Raw genomic sequence first — 24650 nt, forward strand, 5'->3', positions numbered from 1 at the left:
GAGGATGCCCTGGAACCTCGGGACATCCTCTAATATTATTCATTTCTTCAATTTCAACACTAATTCTTCATCCGGAGTCACATAGACCGTCTGCTGGTTGTCGTAAATCACAAAACCCGGCTTAGCACCGCTTGGCTTTTTGACATGGCGGACTTTTGTGAAATCAACAGGCACGGAGCTTGAATTCCGTGCTTTGCTGTAATAAGCGGCCAAAATGGCTGCCTCCCGAATGGTTTCATCGGAGGGTTCTTTGCTGCGAATCACAACATGCGATCCCGGTATGTCCTTCGTATGCAGCCAAATTTCATCCCGTGCCGCCAATTTATTGGTCAAATAATCATTTTGCTTATTATTTTTCCCGACGATGATATCCGTGCCATCAGAGGATATAAAAAGATCCAAGACAGGCTTAACGTTCTGCACTTTCTTCCCGTTTCGTTTCCGTCGTTCGCGGATATAGCCGCCTTCAACAAGCTCTTCACGTATTTCCTGAATATCCTTCGGTGAAGCAGCCTGAACCTGTTGCTGTAAATTATCAAAGTAAGCTACTTCAGCAAGCGCGAGTTCGATTTGCTCCTCGACAACAGAAACGGCATTTTTTGCTTTTTGGTATTTGGAGAAATACTTTTGCGCATTTTCAGATGGCGTCTTCCTCGGGTCGAGCGGGATCACAATGGTGCCACCCAATTCATCATAATAATCGAGAACTTCGATTTCCTTCATACCTTTTTTGGCCGCGTAAAGATTGGCGGTTAACAGTTCGCCAAAGCGCTGATATTGCTCAGCCCGTTCTGCTTCTTTTAACGTGTTCTCAAGCTTAGAGATCTTCTTTTCATTTTTTTCTTTTTCATTACTAATAAAGCGCTCTACATCATTCCCTTGCTGCTTTACGCGGTCGCGTTCTGCTTTGCCAAAATAATAGCGGTCAAGCATTTCACTTAAGGTTGGAAAACTTTTCGACTCTCCCTTTAAATGCTCAAGTGGAAAAAGATAGAACGATTCCTTTCCATTTGCCGATATAATCGATGGAGAAAGCTCACCTGCAGCAATTTTTCCAATTAAGCGGACAAACGTCTCAGGCACGGTCGTTCGATTAGCCAGACCACTTTGAAAAATCACTTCCTTAGCAAATAACGGGGACGTACCTGCAAAATGCTCAACCAGCTGGCGGTCAAGTTTGCCGCCTAGGAAATCCACTGACTTCAATACATCCTCAACACCCGCCTCAAACGGATTTAATTTGTTTTGTTCAGGAGGGTATTTGTAAGGCTGTCCTGGCAATATCGCCCGGTGGCTGTTCACGGCAAAAGAGACATGCTTAATGCTGTCAAGAATAACATTCCGCGTTTTATCGACCAAAACAATATTGCTGTGCCGTCCCATAATTTCGACAATTAATTGTTTATAGCTAATATCACCGATTTCATTTCGGCCCTTAATTTCAAAAATAATCATCCGGTCATTATTAACTTGATATAAATCCTCTAATATATATCCCTCAATATGCTTTCTAAGCAGCATACAGAACATTGGCGGTTCACTCGGATTATCATACGGTTCGTTAGTGAACTGAACCCGTGCATAGCTTGGGTGTGCAGATAAAAGCAGCTTTTGATTCACACCGTTTGCCCGAATGGTAAGAATCACTTCATTTTTATATGGCTGTTGAACCTTGTTAATCCGCCCGCCCTTTAGGGAACGAACAAGTTCATCGACCATTGCTTTTGTAAATAAACCATCAAATGACATCGAAAACATCCTTTTCTAAACATATGATTACATTATAACCTACTTAACTTAAATCTGTCTTAATTTACCCAGCAATGGCAACTTAATATAGCATTTTTTGGGACGACCCTGAATAAGCTTTCTTTAGAGCTAGTACTTATAGGTATTTAAAGGGGGAAGTGAGATGGTCGGATGAAATTCCATGAAATGAAGATAGAACAAGTAGAAAAGGCCTTAGAAACCGACTTTTCTTCTGGATTATCACAGGAAGAAGTGAAGAAGCGGATAAATGAGCACGGACTAAATGAATTGGACGAAGGAGAAAAGCAATCGGCTTTACTCTTATTTTTTAGTCAATTTAAGGATTTTATGGTGTTAGTCCTCCTAGCAGCAACCTTGATTTCCGGCTTGCTCGGCGAATATATTGATGCCATCGCCATTATTGCCATCGTCATTATTAATGGGTGCCTTGGTTTTTATCAAGAACGGAGAGCAGAGAAATCACTCCAGGCATTGAAGGAATTATCCGCACCGCATGTATCTGTATTGCGGGATGGGAAATGGCTGAAGATTCCATCAAAGGAAATCGTCATCGGGGATATTTTGAAGTTTACCAGCGGCGACAGGATTGGCGCTGATGTCCGTGTCGTTGAATCTAAAAGCTTAGAAATTGAAGAATCGGCGCTTACAGGCGAGTCTGTTCCCGTTTCAAAACATATCGATTGCTTAACAAATCCTAACCCGGGAATTGGCGATATGGAGAATATCGCCTTTATGGGAACGATGATTACAAGAGGAAGCGGTGTCGGGGTTGTCATCGCAACAGGAATGAAAACCGCAATGGGACAAATTGCTGATTTACTGCAAAATGCAGAGTCACAGGATACACCATTGCAGCGGCGCTTAGAACAGCTGGGGAAAATATTAATCACAGTCGCCTTGCTTTTAACCGTACTTGTTGTAGTGGTCGGTGTTTTACGTGGACACGAAATATATGAGATGTTTTTAGCAGGTGTTTCGCTTGCAGTTGCAGCGATACCTGAAGGGCTGCCGGCGATTGTGACCGTGGCATTATCTCTCGGTGTTCAAAAGATGATTAAGAAAAATGCCATCGTCAGGAAACTTCCGGCCGTCGAAACACTTGGCTGTGCATCAGTGATTTGTTCTGACAAAACTGGGACGATGACGCAAAATAAAATGACTGTTACCCACCTATGGAGCGGAGGACAAACATGGACAGTCGACGGAGTCGGCTACCAACCGCAAGGTAATTTTTATCGAAATAAAGAAAAGGTAAACCCAAAAGACGAAAAAACCTTGCAGCAAATGCTGTTATTCGGGATGCTTTGCAATCATTCGGATTTGATCATGAAGGATGAGGATTTCATTCTTGACGGGGACCCAACGGAGGGTGCACTGCTTGTAAGTGCGATGAAAGCTGGTTTTGATCGAAAAACATTATTGAATGAGTTTACAATCATTAATGAATTCCCATTTGACTCTGCCAGAAAAATGATGAGTATTCACGTGAAAGACAAACAGGGCCGGCATTTCATTGTTACAAAGGGAGCACCAGATGTCATTTTAGGGATTAGTGAATCGATTCTATGGGATGAACGCACGCATTTTTTAAATAAGCAAACAAAAATAAAGGTTCAGGATGCAATTGATGGTCTTGCAGCAAGGGCACTGCGAACGATTGCGGTTGCCTTTAAGCCAATCCCTGCTAATACGATCATCTTAAGTGAACATGAAGCAGAGAAAAAATTAACCCTAATTGGTGTCCAGGGAATGATTGATCCGCCGCGACCTGAAGTAAAAGATGCTGTCAAAGAATGTAAGGATGCAGGAATTAAAACCGTGATGATTACCGGTGACCATGTCATCACTGCCAAGGCGATTGCCGCCCAGCTCGGGATTTTAACTAGCAAAAGCAAGGTGCTTGATGGGAAGGCTTTGACTAATATGCAGGTTGAAGAGCTTGAAGATGTAGTTGAAGATGTGGCTGTGTTTGCAAGGGTTTCACCGGAGCATAAGCTAAAAATTGTTAAAGCATTACAAAATCGCGGACATATTGTTGCGATGACGGGTGATGGTGTCAATGATGCTCCAGCGATTAAGGCGGCAGATATCGGGGTGGCGATGGGAATTACCGGAACAGATGTTGCCAAAGAAGCATCGTCGCTCATCTTGTTGGATGATAATTTTGCAACGATTAAGGCGGCAATAACAGAAGGCAGAAATATCTATGAAAATATACGAAAATTTGTCCGCTACTTACTAGCATCAAATGTTGGTGAAATATTGGTGATGTTGTTTGCGATGTTATTAGCACTTCCGCTGCCCCTTGTCCCCATTCAAATCCTTTGGGTAAACCTGGTAACAGACGGACTGCCGGCCATGGCCCTCGGGCTTGATCGCCCAGAAGAAGACGTGATGAAACGGAGGCCAAGAAGCCCGAATGAAGGTGTATTTTCTCGTGGACTGGGATGGAAGGTTGTCTCCAGAGGATTCCTAATTGGTATCGTGACTTTATTAGCATTTATGATTGTTTATCATAACGATCCGAGCCAGCTGGCTTATGCACAAACCGTTGCCTTTGCCACCCTTGTTATGGCCCAGCTTATTCATGTGTTTGATTGCCGCAGTGAAAAGTCGGTGTTGTCAAGAAACCCTTTCGGTAATCAATATCTTGTTTGGGCAGTCCTGTCTTCCCTTGCATTGATGTTTGTCGTGATTTATTATTCACCGCTGCAGCCGGTTTTCCATACCTTGCCTATCGCTGCAAAAGACTGGTTGTTAATCGTTGGGCTCTCCTCTATTCCAACTTTTTTACTAGCAGGATCATTTTTGTTAAGAAAAACAAAATAAAGTATGTTATAATCCAAAAGGTAATAGAGATGAGCTCTATTGCCTTTTGTGATTTTAAAAAAAATAATCCCGATCAATTTTTCACAGATTGGATGTGCCCGTGATGGTTTTTAGTATGACAGGCTTTGGCAGAGGAAAGGCAGAATCGGATTCCTTCTCAGTGAATGTGGAAGTTAAAACAGTCAACCACCGATTTTGTGAGATGAATATCCGCTTGCCAAGACAGCTATTAAAAATAGAAGATAAAATAAAAAAGAGATTAAACCAGCATATTCGGCGCGGCAGGGTTGAGGTCTATGTTAGTGTTGAAGGGGAAGGCGTCGTTACCCGAACAGTCCATGTAGATTGGAAGTTGGTTGAAGAGTACTACCAATTCATCAAGCAGGCGCATGAAAAATTCGGCATTGAAGGAACAATCACACTCCAGGATTTACTTAATCGAACAGATCTTTTACATATAGAAGAAAGTGAAGCTGGCAATGAAGAACTTGAGAATTTAGTATTAACCGCAACAGAAGAAGCGGTTACCTTATTAAAGGAAATGCGCAGGGCCGAAGGGGAAGAATTGAAGAAGGATTTGCTGGCAATGCTTTCGCAATTAGAAGGAAATGTATTTGAACTTCAAAAGTTTGCGCCGTTCGTTGTGCAATCATTCAAAGACCGTCTTACAAAAAGAATGCAGGAATTTACCAATGGGCAAATTGATGAAACGCGGATTTTAACGGAAGTGGCAGTTTTTGCAGACAAGGCTGATATAAATGAAGAAATTACAAGGTTAAAAAGCCACATTCAACAATTTATGCAAACAATAAATGAACCGGAACCCATTGGCAGGAAGCTGGATTTTCTTGTCCAGGAAATGAATCGAGAAGCAAACACTATTGGTTCAAAAGCAAATGATTCCAACATTGCGAAAAGGGTAGTCGAAATAAAAAGCTTACTAGAGAAGTTGAAGGAACAAGTACAGAATATCGAATAGGCCTTGTTTAGAAACTGATTTAGACGGTCAAAATATATTATTGATGATTGGATTGAGACCATGTCGATTAAATTGATTAATATTGGATTTGGAAATATCGTTTCTGCCAATCGAATTATTTCCATTGTCAGCCCTGAATCTGCCCCAATAAAAAGAATTATTCAAGATGCCCGTGACCGGGGATCACTGATTGACGCTACATACGGAAGACGGACACGGGCAGTGATTGTCATGGATAGCGACCATGTTATCCTCTCCGCTGTCCAGCCTGAAACGGTTGCCCATCGTTTAACAGACCGTGATGATACTATTGATGAAGGGTAGGATTTTTTAACATGCAGGAAAAAGGATTGCTGATTGTACTTTCTGGGCCATCCGGTGTTGGGAAAGGAACGGTTCGAAAAGAGATTTTTTCCCATCCAGATACAGCGTTTGAATACTCCATTTCGATGACAACCCGCTCGCCGCGCGAAGGGGAAATCGATGGTGTTGATTATTTTTTTAAGTCAAGAGCAGAGTTTGAAGAATTAATCGAACAAGGCAAGCTGTTAGAATACGCCGAGTTTGTCGGAAACTATTATGGAACCCCAGTTGATTATGTGCGCGAAACCTTGGATTCCGGAAGAGATGTTTTTTTAGAAATCGAAGTAAAGGGTGCCCGCCAAGTTCGGGAAAAGTTTCCTGAAGGGTTATTTATCTTTCTGATGCCGCCAAGTCTTTCCGAATTGAAAAATCGGATTGTAACAAGAGGAACGGAAACAGATGATATTATTCACAATCGGATGCTATCTGCCCGTGAAGAAATTGAAATGATGGAATTATATGATTATGTTGTTGAAAATGATCAAGTTGATCTCGCCTGTGAACGTGTAAAAGCCATCGTAACGGCTGAACATTGCCGCAGGGTGCGAGTAGAACATCGTTATAAAAAATTGTTGGAGGTTGAATAAAATGTTGTATCCTTCTATTGATTCCTTGCTTGAAAAAATTGATTCTAAATATTCACTTGTCTCTGTTGCGGCGAAGCGTGCCCGTGTGATGTCGCAAATTAGAGATGAAAGACTGCCAAAATATGTTTCCTATAAGTATGTAGGGAAAGCATTAGAGGAAATATACAGCGGTGAACTGACATACCGGATTTCCAAAAAAGCAGAAACAACTGCTGAGTAAGCGAAACAGCGTGTTCTTATAATGGATGGAAGAAGGCCTGACGTAGAGTGTCAGCCTTTTTTATTTCTTTTAAAATTTTTGTCGAATTAGAGCAGGTAAAAGATGAAATATTGCCTGATTTAAACGATAATAAAAAGATAGACGTCGTGAATGGTAAAACTATGGGGGGATTTAATCATGATTAAGGATAAGAACATATTATTATGTGTGACAGGCGGAATAGCTGTATATAAAGCAGCTGCCCTGACAAGTAAGCTTGCTCAAGCTGGGGCACATGTTAGAGTTATATTGAGCGAATCTGCAGCGAAATTTGTATCCCCGTTAACCTTTCAAGCCTTATCCCGCAATGAAGTGTATACCGATACCTTTGATGAGAAAAATCCTCAGGTCATCGCCCATATTGACCTTGCTGATTGGGCGGATTTAATTCTCGTGGCACCGGCAACCGCCAATACAATTGCTAAATTAGCGGGTGGCATTGCTGATAATATGATTACGACTACGCTGCTTGCGGCTGTTGCACCTGTTTGGATTGCCCCTGCAATGAATGTTCATATGTACGACCATCCAGCGGTAAAAAAGAACCTCTCGTTATTAGCTGAATATGGCTATCAATTCATCGAGCCAAGTGAAGGCTGGCTTGCCTGCGGTTACGTTGGTAAAGGACGCTTAGAGGAACCGGAGAAAATAGTAGCGTTAATTCAAAATTACTTCGGAAATAATCAAGCAAATCAACTAAACGGGAAAAAGGTGTTAATAACCGCAGGTCCGACGCGGGAGAAAATTGACCCGGTCCGCTTCATTTCCAACCATTCCAGCGGAAAAATGGGATATGCTTTAGCAGCAGAGGCGAAAAGGCAGGGTGCCGATGTGGTCTTAGTTTCCGGCCCCGTTCAAATACCGGCTCCATCCGGTGTTGAGATTGTTAAGGTCGAGAGTGCAGAAGAAATGTATAATGCCGTATTAACCCGATTTGATAGTGCAGATTTCGTGATAAAAACAGCGGCTGTCGCAGATTATCGCCCAAAAATCACCCATGATTATAAGGTGAAAAAACAGGCAGGGGACACGACGATAGAGTTCGAACGAACGAAAGATATCTTGTTTGAGCTTGGGCAGCGAAAGACGAAACAAATACTTGTTGGCTTTGCGGCAGAAACAAATAACGTGGAAGAATATGCAAGGAAAAAGTTACTTGCGAAAAATGCCGATATGATTGTCGCTAACAATGTGAAGGCTTCCGGGGCAGGGTTTGGCACGGATACGAACATTGTGACACTGTTTAAGCGGAATGGGACGATGACGGAATTACCGCTAATGTCTAAAACAGCTGTAGCAGAAAAAATAATTGAAGAAATTACTGCTCTTCTGAAGGAAATGAATAAAGATGGAAATCGCTAGTGTGATTGTGGATGTACCGGCAAAACAAACGGATAGGGCCTTCGATTATTTAATTCCTGACAAATGGAGAGATACCATTCAACCTGGCATGAGGGTAGTTGTTCCATTTGGTCCAAGAAATATTCAAGGATTTGTCATTGAGCTGAAAAAAGAATCTGAGGTTAAGCAGTTAAGAGAAATCATTGAGCCGATGGATCTTGAACCGATTTTAAATCATGAATTACTGGCGCTTGGAAACTGGCTGACGGAAAATACACTCTGTTTTAAAATATTTGCCTATCAGGTAATGCTGCCGGCAGCCTTAAAAGCGAAATATGAAAAATTGGTTAAACTGGCTCCGGGAGTAGAAATAAGTGCACTCCCGTTATCATTGCATTCATATTTCGTAAAGAATGGAAAACTGGATTGGCAGGATGCTTTGAAGAATGGAATTGTTTCCTTATTACAAAAGGAAACTGCAAAAGGTCATCTTGAAGTCCAATATATCGTGAAGGAAAAAGTCAGGAAAAAACAACGGAAATATATCCGACCACTCGTTTCCCAAGCAGTCTTAACAGAAGAAATGGGGAAATTACCAGTAAATGCAGAAAAGCAGAAACAAGTAATAAGCTTTTTTATCGAACGTTTTGCTCCAATTGAAATGAGACTGCTAGTAGCTGAGCTGAATATCACAGCTTCGACTGTTAAAGCTTTAGTTGGTAAAAGGATTCTAGGTGAGGAAGAAGTAGAGGTATATCGCGACCCGTATGAGCATCGAAGTTTCGAAAGAACGAAACCAATGCCCTTAACTAAGGACCAGCAAACTGCAATTGAACCTATATTAAATGCAGTGGAGCAAAATCTGCATGAGGTATTTTTACTCTATGGGGTAACTGGGAGCGGCAAGACGGAAATCTACCTGCAATCGATTCAAGAAGTTATTGAAAAAGGACAGGAAGCAATTGTGCTTGTACCGGAAATTGCCCTCACCCCTCAGATGGTGAATCGTTTTAAAGGCAGATTCGGTGACTTAGTCGCTGTATTACACAGCGGGTTGTCGGCCGGGGAGAAATATGATGAGTGGCGCAAGATTCAACGGAAGGAAGTAAAGGTCGTCGTTGGAGCCAGGTCAGCTATTTTTGCTCCATTTGAAAACCTTGGCATCATTATTATCGATGAAGAGCACGAAACGAGTTATAAGCAGGAAGAAATGCCGCGGTACCATGCGCGGGATGTGGCGATTGAAAGGGCGAAAACCTATAGCTGCCCTGTTGTCCTTGGAAGTGCAACACCTTCACTTGAGTCTTTTGCCAGAGCACAAAAAAAGGTATATCATCTTTTAACACTGCCAACACGGATGAATAACCAGACTCTTCCGCCAGTCGAAATCATTGACATGCGCGAGGAACTTCGCGAAGGCAACCGATCAATGTTTTCTCGAAAGCTGTTTGACATGCTCAAGGATCGAATTGAGAAAAAGCAACAAACTGTCTTGTTTTTAAATAAGCGCGGCCACTCCTCATTTGTGATGTGCCGCGACTGTGGTTATGTCATGAATTGTCCGAATTGCGACATCTCGCTTACTTATCACCGCGTTAATGAGCAGATGAAATGTCATTATTGCGGCTATGAAAGTTTTGTCCCTAAGGCATGTCCAGAGTGTTCAAGTGAACATATCCGCTATTTTGGAACGGGTACACAAAAGGTAGAGGATGAACTGGGGAAAATCCTTCCTGAGGCAAGGGTCATCCGGATGGATGTTGATACAACGGGACGTAAAGGTTCACATGAACGATTATTAAAGGATTTCCAGGACGGAAAAGCAGATATTCTACTAGGAACGCAAATGATTGCCAAAGGGCTTGACTTCCCCAACATTACTCTTGTCGGGGTGCTTTCTGCCGATACGATGCTGCATTTACCGGATTTCCGTTCATCAGAAAAAACCTTTCAACTGTTAACGCAAGTCAGCGGGCGGGCAGGACGCCATCAATTGCCTGGTGAGGTCATTATTCAAACCTATACGCCTGAACACTACAGTGTCGAGCTTGCTGGAACACAAGATTATGATCTCTTTTATCAGCAGGAAATGTTGAACCGAAAAATGCATCATTATCCACCGTTTTATTTTCTATCACTTATTACCATCAGTCATGAACAGTTGTTGGCTGTTGTTTCAGCAACAGAGAAAATCGTCAACTATGTCCAGTCGCGGTTATCACCAGAAGCAGTCGTGTTAGGACCTGCAGCATCGCCTATACCTAGGATTAATAATAGATATCGCTATCAATGTCTGATAAAATACAAACGGGAACCGAACTTGACAACTACTTTAAGAACAATTCTCGATCAATACCAAAAGGATACTAAAAGCGGGCTGCAAGTTTCAATCGACGTAAACCCGTTTATCTTAATGTAAAATCGGTGAAAATAAAGATAACATAATAATAAAATACATCTTAAAAACCAGATAATATGGAGGAACAGCTTTGTCAATACGAAAAATTGTCATGCATCCTGCCGAGATTCTTGAGCAGATATGCAGACCTGTAGAAAAATTTGATAAAAAACTTGCAAAAATACTTGATGATATGTATGACACAATGATAGAAAATGATGGGGTCGGCCTTGCAGCACCGCAAATCGGACTAAACTTGCGTGCTGCAATTGTTGATATCGATGATGAATTTGGAACAATTGAAATGATTAACCCGCGAATTGTGAAAACAGCTGGCGAACAAACAGGACCAGAGGGTTGCTTAAGCTTTCCTGACCTTTTTGGCGAAGTAACAAGGCCTGACTTTGTAAAGATTGAAGCCTTTGATCGAAAAGGCAGGAGCTACTCACTTGAAGCAGAAGGTTTCCTTGCTAGGGCGATTCAACATGAAATTGATCATCTTGACGGAATATTATTCACGACCAAGGTAATTCGATACCTCAAGGAAGATGAGTTAAAAGGAGTAGAGACTGAATGACGAAAATTGTATTTATGGGGACCCCCGATTTTTCTGTGCCGGTCTTGCAGCAAATCATTAACGATGGATATGAGGTCATTGGCGTTGTCACTCAGCCAGACCGTCCAGTAGGCAGAAAAAAGCTGTTAACACCCCCACCGGTCAAGGTAGAGGCCTTAAAACAAGGGATCCCCGTCTACCAGCCAGAAAAAATCCGTCAAGAAGAGGAACTTGCGAAAATCCTGTCCTTAAACCCAGATTTAATTGTTACAGCAGCCTTTGGGCAAATTCTGCCGAAGAAGCTGTTAGAGGCGCCTAAACATGGCTGCATAAATGTCCATGCCTCACTGCTGCCGGAACTTCGAGGTGGAGCTCCGATCCATTACGCGATTATTCAAGGTAAAAAGAAAACTGGTGTTACCATCATGTACATGGTTGAGAAATTAGATGCCGGTGATATTATAACAAGTGTTGAGGTGCCAATTTCAGAAGAAGACAATGTTGGTACACTTCATGAGAAGTTAAGTGCGGCAGGGGCAAAATTGCTATCTGAAACTTTAAAGCCCCTAATTGAAGGGCAACTCACGCCAAAGCCGCAAAACAATGCGGAAGCAACATTTGCTGCCAACATTAAGCGGGAACAGGAAAAGATTGACTGGACAAAAACGGGTGAAGAAATCTATAACCATATTCGCGGGATGAATCCTTGGCCGGTTGCCTTTACATTGATGGATGGTCAAGTCTTAAAAATATGGCGAGCTGAAAAGGTAACAGGTTTAATGAAACAAGAGCCTGGAACGATCTTGAAAATTGAGTCAGATGGCTTGACGGTTAGTACGGGAAATGAAACCGCCATTAAAATTATTGAACTTCAGCCATCAGGGAAAACAAAAATGATGAGTGAACAATTTTTACGCGGTGCAGGTTCAAAAATATTAATAGGCAGCAAGCTAGGAGATTAACATGACTTCAACGAAAAAAAATGTCCGGGCAATTGCCATGGACCTGTTAGTGACGATCGAGAAAAACCAATCTTACAGTAATTTGCTTCTTAACAGCACAATTGAAAAAAACGAATTATCGCCTGTAGATATCGGATTACTGACAGAATTGACTTATGGGACATTGCAAAGACGAATGGCGCTGGACTTCTTTTTAAAGCCGTTTGTCAAAGACAATAAGAAATTAGCAAATTGGATTCATCATTTACTAAGACTAACGCTTTATCAAATGGTTTATCTCGACCGAATTCCCGACAGAGCAGCTATCTATGAAGCGGTTGAAATTGCAAAGGAACGCGGGCATAAAGGGATTGCCAGTCTGGTAAATGGGGTCCTCCGGAGTATACAAAGAGAAGGACTTCCATCTTTGGAGGCGGTAACGGATCCGAACGAAAGACTTGCACTTGAGACCAGTCATCCAGAATGGCTGGTTACTAGATGGGTTAACCAATTTGGCTATGATAAAACGAAAGAAATGTGTGAGATAAACTTAACGGCGCCAATGCAAACTGCAAGAGTAAATCTCACAAAGATTTCCCGTGATGAATGTATCGCCATTTTGGAAGAAGACGGTTTTCAAATTGAAAAGAGCCCGGTCATTCCTGAGGCAATCAGGTCGTTAAAGGGAAATTTAGCTTCAACCATTGCTTTTAACTATGGGATGTTCACGATTCAAGATGAAAGTTCAATGCTTGCTGCCTATGCATTGGGTGCAAGGCAGGATGAATTTATCCTCGATGCCTGTGCTGCCCCTGGCGGTAAAAGCACGCATATTGCTGAAAAAATGAACAATACCGGCGAAGTGATATCGGTTGATCTTCATCAGCACAAGGTAAGATTAATTAATGACAATGCCAAACGTTTAGGATTAGGAAACATAAAAACAAGTGTCTCTGATTCTAGACATTTACAGGAAAAGTTTAAGCTTGAATCCTTCGATCGCATTCTTCTCGATGCTCCTTGCTCGGGGCTTGGCGTAATGAGGAGAAAGCCTGATATGAAATATACGAAAACAGAAAAGGATTTAGAGCGCTTAAGCACTATTCAGCAAGATCTCATAGCATCAGTTACCCCATTATTGAAAAAAGGCGGCATTCTCGTCTATAGTACATGTACAGTAGATAAACAAGAAAATCAAGATACGGTTGCAACATTTTTGCAGAATAATCCGGAATTCGAAGCAGATCTATCCTTTAAAGATAGGATGCCAGAAGCGATTCAGCCATTTATTACTGGCTTTGACCTGCAAATATTCCCGCAGGATTTTGGCTCGGATGGCTTCTATATAGCAGTTTTAAGAAAGAGGGTGTAACAGTTGGAACAATTAAATACAACTGAGACGAAGACAACATTGGACATGAATAAGAAATCGATTTACTCTTTACAGCTTGACGAATTAAAGGCCTGGCTGTCAGAAAACGGTGAAAAACCATTTCGGGCTGAGCAAATTTTTGATTGGCTCTATAAAAAGCGAATTACCACCTTTGAAGATATGAGTAATGTCGCAAAAGGCTTGCGTGATAAACTGTCAGAAAATTTTCAGCTGACAACACTTAACACTGCAATTCAGCAAACATCTGCTGATGGAACGATAAAGTTTCTCTTTGAACTGCATGACGGGTATTCAATCGAAACTGTGCTTATGCGCCACGATTACGGGAACTCTGTTTGTGTAACGACTCAGGTTGGCTGCCGGATTGGCTGTACTTTTTGCGCCTCCACGCTTGGCGGTCTTAAAAGACATTTGGAAGCAGGCGAAATTGTCGCTCAAGTAGTCAAGGTACAACAAACACTTGATGAAACAAATGAACGGGTTGATTCGGTTGTTATCATGGGGATTGGTGAGCCCTTCGATAACTACGATAATATGCTTTCATTTTTAAAAATCATTAACCATGAAAAAGCGCTTAATATTGGGGCGCGCCATATTACGGTGTCGACAAGCGGAATCGTTCCAAAAATTTATAAGTTTGCCGATGAAAAAACGCAAATAAATTTTGCAATTTCACTGCATGCACCGAATACGGAATTACGTTCAAGATTAATGCCGATTAACAAAGCATATAAACTTGATGACTTAATGAAAGCAGTACGGTATTATATCGATAAGACAGGTCGCAGGATAAGCTTTGAATATGGTCTTTTTGGCGGTGTGAACGACTCGGTCGAGCATGCGGAAGAATTGGCTGGCCTATTAAAAGGACTCAAGTGCCATGTGAATCTAATTCCCGTAAACTATGTGCCTGAAAGAGATTATGTCCGGACCCCAAAAGAAAAGATTTTTGCCTTTGAAAAAACATTGAAAAATCTAGGAATTAATGTAACCATTCGCCGGGAGCAGGGGTCAGATATTGATGCAGCATGTGGTCAGCTTCGTGCAAAGGAGCGAAAAGAGGAGACGAGGTGACAAAAAGTGAAGGCTGTATATAGAACGGATCGAGGCAGGATCCGACAGAATAATGAGGACAGTGTTGGAACTTTTGTTAACCGGGACGGACATCGCCTAGCCATCGTAGCTGATGGTATGGGCGGTCACCGCGCCGGGGATGTTGCAAGCAATATGACTTTGACACATTTACAGGAAATGTGGGAGGAATCAGAAGGTATACAAACAGCGGATCAGGCAGAAGCATGGCTGAAAACGCATATTCTCCATGTAAATAAATTATTATTTGAACATGCTAATAATAACCCGGAATGTGAAGGGATGGGTACGACTATTGAAGCGGTGATTGCTACCCAGCTCTTTTCAACACTTGCTCATATTGGCGACAGCCGCTGTTATATCTTAAATGATACGGGATTTCAGCAATTAACCGAAGACCATACTCTCGTAAATGAATTAGTTCGTACTGGTCAAATTTCAAAAGAGGATGCAGAGCATCATCCTCGGAAAAATGTTATTTTGCGCGCATTAGGGACAGAACCGGATGTAAAAATCGATATTAAAACGATTATGTTTGAGGAAGGCGATTTTCTTCTTTTATGTTCCGATGGATTATCGAATAAGGTAAATGAATCGTTCATGGCTGCAATCCTGCAAAACGAAGATTCGCTTGAACAAAAAGCTTCAACACTAATTGACATGGCAAATGAAAATGGTGGAGAAGATAACATCACCCTAATCATATTAGAGTTTAACGATGAAATTGAAAGAGGGTGAAGCTAAATGCTAATTGGGAAAAGAATAAGCGGCCGCTATAAAATATTGGAAATGATTGGCGGAGGCGGTATGGCCAATGTATATTTGGCTCATGATATGATTCTTGACCGCGATGTTGCAGTAAAGATGCTTCGTCTCGATTTTGCTAATGATGAAGAATTTATCCGCAGGTTTCACAGAGAAGCACAATCGGCGACAAGCCTTGCCCATCCAAATATCGTTAATATTTTTGATGTTGGTGAGGAAAATGATCTTTATTATATTGTGATGGAATTTGTCGATGGAAAAACACTAAAACAATACATACAACAAAATTCTCCTATAAAAATGGAAGATGCAATTGAGATTATGAGTCAGCTTACTTCAGCGATTACTCATGCTCATCAAAACCATATTATCCATCGTGATATTAAGCCGCATAATATTTTGGTAGATCATAATGGCAACGTAAAAGTCACCGATTTCGGAATTGCTATGGCGCTAAGTGCAACGAGCATAACCCAAACGAATTCTGTACTTGGTTCTGTTCATTATTTATCACCGGAACAAGCTCGTGGCGGTATGGCAAACAGGAAGTCTGATATTTATTCGCTGGGGATTGTGATGTTTGAGTTATTAACAGGCAGGCTTCCGTTTTCCGGGGAATCAGCCGTATCAATAGCACTTAAGCATCTACAATCAGAGACACCTTCTGTTAGAAGATGGAATCCAAATATTCCGCAAAGTGTTGAAAACATTGTATTAAAGGCTACTGCAAAAGATCCATTCCATCGTTATAACAGTGTTGATGAGATGGAGGAAGATTTAAGAACAGCTCTCGATCCGGAAAGAATGAATGAATCAAAGTTTGTCACTCCGATTGATAATGAGGCGACAAAGGCCATCCCGGTAATTACTAATGACCAGCTTAAAAACCTTGATGAAACTTTAGTCCACAGCAGCGGGAAACCGGTGAAACCAAGCAAAGAATCAAAAAAAAATGAAAAAAAAGATAAGAAACGAAAAAAATGGCCGTTAATATTAATATCTACCTTCCTGGCACTTGTCATTCTAGGATTATTAGCTTTTACAATTTTACCAGGAATGTTGTCTCCAAAGGACATCAAAATTCCAGATGTCAGTGGTATGAATTTAGATGATGCTATTTCCAAGCTTAAACTTAAAGGACTAGAGGTTGGAGATAAGATTGAAATCACTGACAATGTAGTCAAAAAAGGGAACGTTATCAAGACAAATCCTGAAATTGGGTCGACGGTTAAGGAAAATTCGAAAATTACCCTCTACGTAAGTTCCGGAAAAGAAAAATATGAACTGTCAAATTATCTGGGGCGCAGCTATGAGGATGTCTTCAGCTTATTAAAAACTAAAAACTTTAAAGATATTAAAAAAATTGAGAAAAACGATGAAAGTGATCCAGGAACGATTATTAGTCAAAACTATCCTGAGGGTAAAAAAGTGGTTCCTGAAGAGACGATTTTAGAGTTTGAGGTTAGTAAAGGTCCAGTAAAAATTACCTTAAAGGACTTAACACAATACAATGTAAATGGTGCTCAGGATTACGCCTTATTAGTTGGGCTGACATTAGACGCCTCTCAAGAAAAATATGATGACAATATCCCGGCAGGCATGGTTATTTCGCAATCACCCGAGAAGGGAACAACAATGACAAAAGGTGACAAGGTTACCGTAATCATTTCAAAAGGGAAAGAAGAAAAACCGCCAAAAGAGTTAATTATAGAACTGTCAATACCTTTTGAACCAGCTGTGCCAGGGGAGCCAGGACAGAAACAATTAGTTACCATTTTCATTCAAGATGCGTATCACAGTATAACAGATACGGCAGAGTCCTTTTATATTACCGAAGATATAAAGAAACCAATAAAATTATATATTCCATTTAACGGGAAAGCAAAATATCAGGTCATTCGTGATGACAAGGTTTTATTCGATGAAAATAAAAGCTATTCAGATACGGAGTAATTTTTACTGTTGAAGGAAATTATTGAACGAAATATTACAGGGGAAATAAACATTTGGAAAGATAAAATGCAAGGAGTGTGGCTATGCCTGAAGGGAAAATTGTCAAAGCATTAAGCGGTTTTTATTATGTGCTTCATAACGAGGAACTGACCCAATGCCGCGGAAGAGGTGTGTTTCGCAAGAACAAAATTACCCCGCTTGTAGGTGATGAAGTGGTTTTTCAAGCTGAAAATGACCTTGAAGGTTACATTCTCGAAGTGAAAGAGCGGAAGAATGAATTGGTCCGTCCGCCGATTGCAAATGTGGATCAGGCAATTCTTGTTTTTTCTGCTGTAGAACCAGATTTCAGCACCGTTTTATTGGATCGGTTTCTTGTATTGGTTGAATTTAATCATATAGAACCATTAATCTGTATTACGAAAATGGACCTGGCAACGACAGCTCAAAAGCAAAAGATAGCCGAATTTGCTGATCAATATCAAAAAGCCGGTTATGAAGTAATCCTTACATCTTCAGAAACAGCAGCAGGGATAGAACAATTAAATCCCCATGTGGAAAATAAAATATCGGTATTTGCTGGACAGTCGGGTGTGGGGAAGTCCTCATTGCTGAATGTCCTTAGGCCGGGACTTGAATTAAAAACCAATGATATATCCGCACATCTTGGCCGTGGAAAGCACACGACCAGGCATGTTGAGCTGATTAAAATTGGAAATGGACTTATCGCAGACACACCAGGCTTTAGTTCGTTAGAATTTACTAACATTGAAGCGGAAGATTTGACCTCCTGCTTTCCTGAATTACAAAAGGCGAGTGAGTCTTGTAAATTTAGGGGCTGTTTACATGTGACTGAGCCAAAATGTGCCGTTAAGTCAGCAGTTGAGACAGGTGAAATTCCCGATTATCGTTATAAACATTATTTGGATTTCCTCCAGGAAATCAAAGATAGAAAGCCGAGGTATTAAACATGGTGAAAATAGCACCTTCGATTCTTTCAGCCGATTTTTCAAAATTGGGGGAAGAAATTGTAGCTGTTGAAAAAGGGGGAGCTGACTATATCCATATCGATGTTATGGATGGTCACTTTGTACCAAATATTACAATTGGACCGCTTATTGTAGAGGCAATTCGTCCGCTAACAAAGCTGCCGCTAGACGTCCACTTGATGATCGAGAACCCTGATCAATATATCGAAGCGTTTGTCAAGGCAGGTGCTGATTATATTACAGTACATGTGGAAGCATGCCGTCATTTGCACCGGACAATCCAAACTATTAGAGCTTTTGGTATTAAAGCAGGTGTGGTCCTTAACCCGGCTACTCCCGTAGAAACCATCCAACATATCATTGGTGACATTGATATGGTGTTGTTAATGTCAGTAAATCCAGGATTTGGCGGTCAAAAATTCATTCCTGAGGTCCTTCCGAAAATCAGGAAAGTCAAAGAACTGGCAGCTGAAAAAGGGGCGTCGATTGAAATTGAAATTGATGGCGGTGTAAACCCAGAAACAGCTAAACAATGTATGGAGGCCGGTGCAAATGTACTCGTTGCAGGCTCGGCAATTTATAATCAACCCGATTATGCGAAAGCAATTTCGTTAATTAGAGGGTAGAGCCGGCTGACAAAGCTGGCTTTTTCTGTATTGAAAAGGAGTATGTCATATGATAATAAATATACTTGCCGGAGGTCCTGAAGAACTTCTGCCAGAGTTGACCGACTATGCAGAGGAAAACACTGTTTGGGTTGGTGTTGACCGCGGTGTATTTCATCTTTTAAATAGAGAGATAATGCCTGAAATTGCGTTTGGTGATTTCGATTCGGTTTCACCGGAGGAATTAGAATTCATTGAAAAGCACGTATCAAATATGCAGCGATACAAGCCAGAAAAGAATGAAACCGATATGGAGCTTGCCCTCAATTGGGCATTGGCGCAGGAACCGACAATGATTCGCATGTTCGGGGCGACAGGGGGCAGGCTTGATCATTTATTTGCAAATATGCATCTGCTGCTAAATCCACTCAAAGAAAAAAATCCAGCAACTGTTTATTTAATTGATCGTCATAACATCGCTTTTTTGAAAGGACCAGGCAGTTATACAATTGAAAAAATGAAAACAAAAAAATATATATCCTTTGTTCCTTTAACACTTGATGTGAGTGGCATTACGCTTGAAGGCTTTAAATTTCCTTTGAAGAATCGTCATATTTCACTTGGCTCTACACTATGTATTAGTAATGAACTTATTAGTGATTATGGTACTTTTTCATTTTCCGAAGGCATATTAATAGTGATAAGAAGTCATGATTAATAGGTACTGATTTCGTTCGTTAGAATAAAATGTAGAGCGTACGAAAAAAGTTGAATTAAATAAGCTGGGGAAGATTTGTGAGGAGGGACAGTATGAAATTTTATACAATTAAACTGCCGAAGTTTTTAGGTGGAATTGTCCGAGCGATGATTGGAGCGTTTAAGAAAAACGAATAGAGCGATAAATCTTATGGCACCCATTCATTAGTGGGTGCTTTTTATTATACTTTATTTGGGGGACACTATAAGAAAGAGCATCCTATTGAAGGATGCTCACGTCTTCTTATTATCCGGCTCTTGCGCTTTTCTTATTATACGCGTTCTACTTTACCGGATTTTAACGCTCTTGCAGAAACCCAAACACGCTTAGGCTTTCCATCAACAAGAATACGTACTTTTTGTAGGTTAGCACCCCATGTACGCTTGTTAGCGTTCATAGCGTGAGAACGGTTGTTACCAGTTGTTGTTTTCTTTCCAGTGACTACACATTTACGTGGCATAATGATTTCCCTCCTTAACTACCAAAAGCTTTATACAGCAATCTTTAGTTGCTTCATCTGGATATAGAAAAATGGCCGTGCCAAATTTTCTAGTCTTGAGATACCTTAATAATTTATCATACAACTTATTTGAATGCAATAGTTGTATCAAAACCTTTCAAGAAAAATACCTTGACATTAGAAAAAGCGGACTCCCCCTTTTAGTGAAGTACACTAGTCACGGGGAGCTGGAGCTTGACAATTCACAAAGTTAACATATAGTATTCATGCAGGTATGACTTTCAATATTGGATTGACTATAGTAAAATGACTGTAGTCAAGGAGCAATTATCCAAAGGGGGAACGATTCATGTCCATTGAATTAAAAACAAAGTACGGACAAATTGATATTTCAAACGAAGTAATCGCTACCATTGCTGGCGGTGCGGCTATCGAATGCTACGGAATCGTCGGTATGGCCTCTAAAAATCAAATTAAAGATGGAATTACGGAAATACTGCGAAGAGAAAATTTCACTCGAGGCGTGATTGTACGCCAAGAAAATGAGGCATTACATATTGATATGTACATTATTGTCAGCTATGGAACGAAAATTTCCGAAATTGCCCACAACGTGCAATCAAAGGTTAAATACACCCTTGATAAAACTGTTGGACTTGCCGTTGACTCGGTAAATATTTACGTTCAGGGAGTTCGTGTGACGAACCCGTAGTGAGGAGGAAAGTTTGTGTCAATTACAGCATTAGATGGAAAACGTTTTGCCGAGATGATCATACAAGGTGCCAATCATTTGGCTGCAAATGCAAAAATGGTCGATGCATTAAACGTTTTTCCTGTGCCCGACGGTGATACTGGAACAAATATGAATTTATCTATGACCTCCGGCGCAAAGGAAGTAAAGAATAATGTTCAGGAACATATTGGAAAAGTAGGGGTGGCCCTTTCCAAAGGGTTACTGATGGGGGCGCGCGGCAATTCAGGTGTCATTCTTTCCCAATTATTTCGTGGATTTTCTAAGGCAGTTGAAACAAAAGCGAAAATTTCCGCGAAGGATTTTGCGCAAGCCTTAGAAGCAGGAGTTGAAACAGCATACAAAGCTGTCATGAAGCCTGTCGAAGGAACAATTTTAACAGTAGCGAAGGATTCAGCTAAAAAGGGTGTTCAAGCAGCCCAAAATTCTACTGATATTATTGACATTATGGAAGAAGTAGTAAGAGAAGCAAAGGCATCCCTGAAGCGCACACCAGACCTGCTGCCTGTTTTAAAAGAAGTCGGCGTTGTTGACAGCGGCGGTCAAGGGCTTGTGTTCGTTTATGAGGGATTTCTTGCTGTTCTAAAAGGTGAAGAACTGCCAGAATCATCCGATTTACTTCCATCCATGTCTGAATTGGTTAGTGCAGAACACCATAAAAGTGTCCAAGGTCATATTAATACAGAAGATATCGAGTTTGGCTATTGCACGGAATTTATGGTGAGGTTTGAACAGCAAAAGACAGCCAAACATCCATTTGATGAAGGTGTATTCCGCAATGATCTTAGCAGATTAGGTGATTCTTTATTGGTTATCGCGGACGAAGATGTTGTCAAAGTCCATATTCATTCCGAGCAGCCAGGTGAGGTATTAACTTACGGTCAGCGTTACGGTAACTTAATTAATATGAAAATCGAAAACATGCGCCAGCAGCACTCCAATATTGTTGGTGAGTCCCATCAGGCTTTAGTTTCTGAACGCCCTGAATCTTCTAAAGAAATTCAAGAATACGGAATTGTTACGGTTTCAATGGGTGCAGGAATTGCTGATTTATTTAAAAGTATTGGAGCGCAAGCAGTAATTGAAGGCGGGCAAACAATGAATCCGAGTACGGAGGATATTGTCAAAGCCATAAAACACGTAAATGCCAAAAAGGTGTTTATTTTACCAAATAACAAAAATATCATTATGGCAGCAGAACAGGCTGCCGATGTTGCCGAAGAAGAAATTTATGTAATACCGTCTAAAACGGTGCCACAAGGACTTTCTGCGCTGCTTGCGTTTAATCCTTCAGCAGACGTGGCAGCAAATGAAGCAGCAATGAAGGATGCCTTGAAGCACGTTAAGACCGGTCAAATCACTTTTGCTGTCCGTGACACACAAATCGATGGCTTAGAAATCGAAAAAGATGATTTCATGGGTATTGCCGAAGGGAAAATTATTGTAAAAAACAGAGATAAAGGAAAAGTGGCGGAAGATCTGTTAACAAAGATGCTCGATGAGGACTCGGAAATTTTAACCATCATCTATGGTGAAGGCGTGACCGAGGAAGAAGTAAATAATCTAGCACGATTTGTTGAAGAACACTATGAAGACGTGGAAATCGAAATCCATAACGGCCAGCAGCCATTGTATTCATTTATCTTTTCAATTGAATAAGGAACGGCTAAAATAGAAGGGAGACTAAAAGGGTCAGTCCCTTCTTTTTTGTTTATAAATATCTTAATATAACGTTTTATTGGTAATTTCGCTAAGGGAGAGAGAAATGTGTTCGATAATCTTAACCAATCAGTAACGGCTCTGAGGGGAATTGGGGAAGAAACAGCAGAAGCTCTTGCGGAAATGAAAATCTATACAATCCATGATTTATTAGAATATTTCCCTTACCGGTATGAGGATTATTCGCTTAAGGATTTAACGGAGGTACAGCATGATGAGAAAGTGACCGTCGAAGGGAAGGTTCACAGTGAGCCTTCTCTTGCTTTCTATGGAAAAAAGAAATCAAAGCTGACTATCCGAGTTTTCGTCGGGTCATACCTAATAAAAGTAGTTTTCTTCAACCAGCCCTATTTAAAAAATAAAATCATCATGAATGAAACGATAACGGTAACAGGAAAATGGGATGCACATCGGCAAACCATTACCGCAAATGAAATGCAGGCAGGTCCCAACGCTAAAGAAAAAGGCTTTGAACCTGTTTACTCGTTACGAGGTAAAATAACCACAAAAGGAATGCGGAAATTTATTAACATTGCCTTTAATCAATATGGACAGTTCATCGAAGAGACCCTTCCCGAAACATTTTTAACAAAATATCGGCTCTTGAACAGGCAGGAGGCTAGTAGGAAGATGCATTTTCCTGACACTCCAGAGGATGTGAAGCAGGCGCGGCGGCGTTTTGTCTATGAGGAATTTTTGTTGTTTCAATTAAAGATGCAGGCGTTAAGGAAATTTGAACGGGAGCACTCCCCAGGAATCACCCAAAACTATGATTTGACCAAAGTGAAGGAATTTATCAATAGTCTGCCCTTCCCATTAACAAATGCGCAAAAACGGGTCGTTAATGAAGTGTTAGCGGAACAAAAATCTCCATTCCGAATGAATCGCCTTTTACAAGGAGATGTTGGTTCCGGGAAAACTGTGGTAGCGGCGATTGGTTTATTTTCCAGTATAACTGCAGGCTTTCAAGGGGCTTTAATGGTACCAACAGAAATCCTGGCTGAGCAGCATGCAGAATCACTGAAAATCCTCCTTGAACCTTTTGGGGTCAAGTGCAAACTCTTAACAAGTTCCGTAAAAGGAAAACGGAGGCGCAAGATCCTTGAAGAATTAGCAGAAGGTAATGTTGATATATTGATTGGTACCCATGCCTTGATTCAGGATGAGGTAATTTTTAAAAGACTCGGTTTTGTCATTACTGATGAACAGCACAGGTTCGGTGTTGAACAGCGGAGAGTATTGCGAGAAAAGGGAGAAAATCCTGATGTACTGTTTATGACCGCGACACCAATCCCCCGGACGCTGGCGATTACGGTATTTGGCGAAATGGATGTATCGGTCATTGACGAGATGCCTGCCGGAAGAAAGTCTATCGAGACCTATTGGGCGAAGCCGGAAATGCTTGAGCGCGTCCTTGCCTTTGTCGAAAAAGAATTAGTAAAAGGTCATCAAGCCTATGTTATTTGCCCGCTCATTGAAGAATCGGACAAGCTAGATGTGCAAAATGCCATTGATGTCCACACAACTTTAACGCATTATTTCCAAAATCGTTATAAGATTGGTCTGATGCATGGTCGCTTAGGTGCGGATGAAAAGGATTCGGTCATGAAGCAGTTTAGCGCAAATGAAGTGCAGGTGCTCGTCTCAACAACCGTAGTGGAGGTTGGGGTGAATGTCCCGAATGCGACGATGATGGTCATTTATGATGCGGAGAGATTTGGTTTGTCACAGCTGCACCAGCTGCGCGGACGTGTCGGCCGCGGCAGTGACCAATCCTATTGCATCTTGCTTGCTAGTCCCAAGTCTGAAGTTGGTCAGGAACGTATGAGAATCATGACTGAAACGAATGATGGCTTTGTATTAAGTGAAAAGGATTTAGAGTTACGCGGACCGGGAGACTTTTTTGGAAAAAAACAAAGCGGTGTTCCAGAATTTAAGGTTGCAGACATGGTTCATGATTACCGCGCCTTAGAAACGGCAAGAAATGATGCAGCGATGCTCATCAAGTCGGAAACCTTCTGGACATCACCTGATTATAAGAACTTAAGAGCACAGTTAGAGGAATCTGGCGTTTTAGAAGGAGAGAAACTTGATTAAAGTACAAAAAGTAGAGAGTAGGATGGATTTTTCCCTTGCAATCTACTTT

Annotated in this window: 22 protein-coding genes; 20 read left to right on the plus strand and 2 right to left on the minus strand. The window is 41.2% G+C overall.

Features of this window, described 5'->3' with window-relative positions:
- Window positions 1-39: 39 nt before the first annotated feature.
- The gene (locus AA980_RS02430; RefSeq protein WP_024030183.1) at window positions 40-1749 is read right to left on the minus strand and encodes an Rqc2 family fibronectin-binding protein; all 1710 of its coding nucleotides are present in this window, start codon (window positions 1747-1749) and stop codon (window positions 40-42) included.
- A gap of 171 nt (window positions 1750-1920) precedes the next feature.
- Between AA980_RS02430 and AA980_RS02435 the strand changes: the two genes are divergently transcribed.
- The 17 genes from AA980_RS02435 to spoVM all read left to right on the plus strand — a co-directional run bounded on the left by AA980_RS02435 (window position 1921) and on the right by spoVM (window position 19711).
- Window positions 1921-4599 carry a calcium-translocating P-type ATPase, SERCA-type gene (locus AA980_RS02435; RefSeq protein WP_024030184.1) on the plus strand — a complete coding sequence of 893 codons (2679 nt, stop codon included), beginning with the start codon at window positions 1921-1923 and terminating at the stop codon, window positions 4597-4599.
- A gap of 103 nt (window positions 4600-4702) precedes the next feature.
- Window positions 4703-5578, plus strand: a complete 876-nt coding sequence (locus tag AA980_RS02440) for a YicC/YloC family endoribonuclease (RefSeq protein WP_024030185.1) — start codon at window positions 4703-4705, stop codon at window positions 5576-5578.
- A 60-nt stretch (window positions 5579-5638) separates the two neighbouring features.
- Window positions 5639-5902 (plus strand): extracellular matrix/biofilm regulator RemA, encoded by a 264-nt coding sequence (remA, locus tag AA980_RS02445; protein WP_024030186.1) that lies wholly within the window; start codon window positions 5639-5641, stop codon window positions 5900-5902.
- Between the two features lie 11 nt (window positions 5903-5913).
- On the plus strand, window positions 5914-6528 hold the full coding sequence (gene gmk, locus AA980_RS02450) for a guanylate kinase (protein WP_024030187.1): 615 nt from the start codon (window positions 5914-5916) through the stop codon (window positions 6526-6528).
- A gap of 1 nt (window position 6529) precedes the next feature.
- The gene (gene rpoZ / locus AA980_RS02455; RefSeq protein WP_024030188.1) at window positions 6530-6748 is read left to right on the plus strand and encodes a DNA-directed RNA polymerase subunit omega; all 219 of its coding nucleotides are present in this window, start codon (window positions 6530-6532) and stop codon (window positions 6746-6748) included.
- Window positions 6749-6925: 177 nt separating this feature from the next.
- Entirely contained in the window at window positions 6926-8149 is a 1224-nt protein-coding gene (coaBC, locus tag AA980_RS02460) for a bifunctional phosphopantothenoylcysteine decarboxylase/phosphopantothenate--cysteine ligase CoaBC (RefSeq protein ID WP_024030189.1), read from the plus strand.
- Window positions 8136-10547 (plus strand): primosomal protein N', encoded by a 2412-nt coding sequence (gene priA / locus AA980_RS02465; RefSeq protein ID WP_024030190.1) that lies wholly within the window; start codon window positions 8136-8138, stop codon window positions 10545-10547. The genes coaBC and priA overlap by 14 nt, the downstream gene beginning before the upstream one ends.
- A gap of 70 nt (window positions 10548-10617) precedes the next feature.
- Window positions 10618-11103, plus strand: coding sequence for a peptide deformylase (gene def, locus AA980_RS02470; protein ID WP_024030191.1), 486 nt, complete (start codon window positions 10618-10620; stop codon window positions 11101-11103).
- Window positions 11100-12044, plus strand: a complete 945-nt coding sequence (fmt, locus tag AA980_RS02475) for a methionyl-tRNA formyltransferase (RefSeq protein WP_024030192.1) — start codon at window positions 11100-11102, stop codon at window positions 12042-12044. Before def ends, fmt begins: the two co-directional genes overlap by 4 nt.
- A gap of 1 nt (window position 12045) precedes the next feature.
- Window positions 12046-13395 carry a 16S rRNA (cytosine(967)-C(5))-methyltransferase RsmB gene (gene rsmB / locus AA980_RS02480; protein ID WP_024030193.1) on the plus strand — a complete coding sequence of 450 codons (1350 nt, stop codon included), beginning with the start codon at window positions 12046-12048 and terminating at the stop codon, window positions 13393-13395.
- Between the two features lie 3 nt (window positions 13396-13398).
- On the plus strand, window positions 13399-14490 hold the full coding sequence (gene rlmN, locus AA980_RS02485; protein ID WP_024030194.1) for a 23S rRNA (adenine(2503)-C(2))-methyltransferase RlmN: 1092 nt from the start codon (window positions 13399-13401) through the stop codon (window positions 14488-14490).
- 6 nt (window positions 14491-14496) lie between these two features.
- Complete coding sequence (locus tag AA980_RS02490; protein WP_024030195.1) at window positions 14497-15246, plus strand: Stp1/IreP family PP2C-type Ser/Thr phosphatase; 750 nt, start codon at window positions 14497-14499, stop codon at window positions 15244-15246.
- 6 nt (window positions 15247-15252) lie between these two features.
- Window positions 15253-17226, plus strand: coding sequence for a Stk1 family PASTA domain-containing Ser/Thr kinase (gene pknB / locus AA980_RS02495; RefSeq protein WP_024030196.1), 1974 nt, complete (start codon window positions 15253-15255; stop codon window positions 17224-17226).
- Window positions 17227-17309: 83 nt separating this feature from the next.
- Window positions 17310-18191: a ribosome small subunit-dependent GTPase A gene (rsgA, locus tag AA980_RS02500; protein WP_024030197.1), complete on the plus strand. Its 882-nt coding sequence runs from the start codon at window positions 17310-17312 to the stop codon at window positions 18189-18191.
- A 2-nt stretch (window positions 18192-18193) separates the two neighbouring features.
- On the plus strand, window positions 18194-18838 hold the full coding sequence (gene rpe / locus AA980_RS02505) for a ribulose-phosphate 3-epimerase (RefSeq protein WP_024030198.1): 645 nt from the start codon (window positions 18194-18196) through the stop codon (window positions 18836-18838).
- A 49-nt stretch (window positions 18839-18887) separates the two neighbouring features.
- Window positions 18888-19535 (plus strand): thiamine diphosphokinase, encoded by a 648-nt coding sequence (locus tag AA980_RS02510; protein WP_024030199.1) that lies wholly within the window; start codon window positions 18888-18890, stop codon window positions 19533-19535.
- Between the two features lie 92 nt (window positions 19536-19627).
- Complete coding sequence (gene spoVM / locus AA980_RS02515; RefSeq protein ID WP_024030200.1) at window positions 19628-19711, plus strand: stage V sporulation protein SpoVM; 84 nt, start codon at window positions 19628-19630, stop codon at window positions 19709-19711.
- Window positions 19712-19845: 134 nt separating this feature from the next.
- On the opposite strand, the gene rpmB is transcribed toward spoVM, so the two are convergent.
- A complete protein-coding gene (gene rpmB, locus AA980_RS02520) occupies window positions 19846-20034 on the minus strand; it encodes a 50S ribosomal protein L28 (RefSeq protein WP_024030201.1) in 189 nt (62 codons plus the stop codon).
- 349 nt (window positions 20035-20383) lie between these two features.
- Here rpmB and AA980_RS02525 point away from each other — a divergent pair, with 349 nt between their 5' ends.
- From AA980_RS02525 to recG, 3 genes are all read left to right on the plus strand, one after another.
- Window positions 20384-20746 (plus strand): Asp23/Gls24 family envelope stress response protein, encoded by a 363-nt coding sequence (locus AA980_RS02525; RefSeq protein WP_024030202.1) that lies wholly within the window; start codon window positions 20384-20386, stop codon window positions 20744-20746.
- A gap of 15 nt (window positions 20747-20761) precedes the next feature.
- Window positions 20762-22444 (plus strand): DAK2 domain-containing protein, encoded by a 1683-nt coding sequence (locus tag AA980_RS02530; RefSeq protein WP_024030203.1) that lies wholly within the window; start codon window positions 20762-20764, stop codon window positions 22442-22444.
- Between the two features lie 108 nt (window positions 22445-22552).
- Window positions 22553-24601 (plus strand): ATP-dependent DNA helicase RecG, encoded by a 2049-nt coding sequence (recG, locus tag AA980_RS02535; RefSeq protein WP_024030204.1) that lies wholly within the window; start codon window positions 22553-22555, stop codon window positions 24599-24601.
- Window positions 24602-24650: the final 49 nt, after the last annotated feature.

Source organism: Neobacillus vireti, from assembly GCF_001026695.1.
In the GTDB taxonomy this organism is placed as follows: Bacteria; Bacillota; Bacilli; order Bacillales; family Cytobacillaceae; genus Neobacillus; species Neobacillus vireti.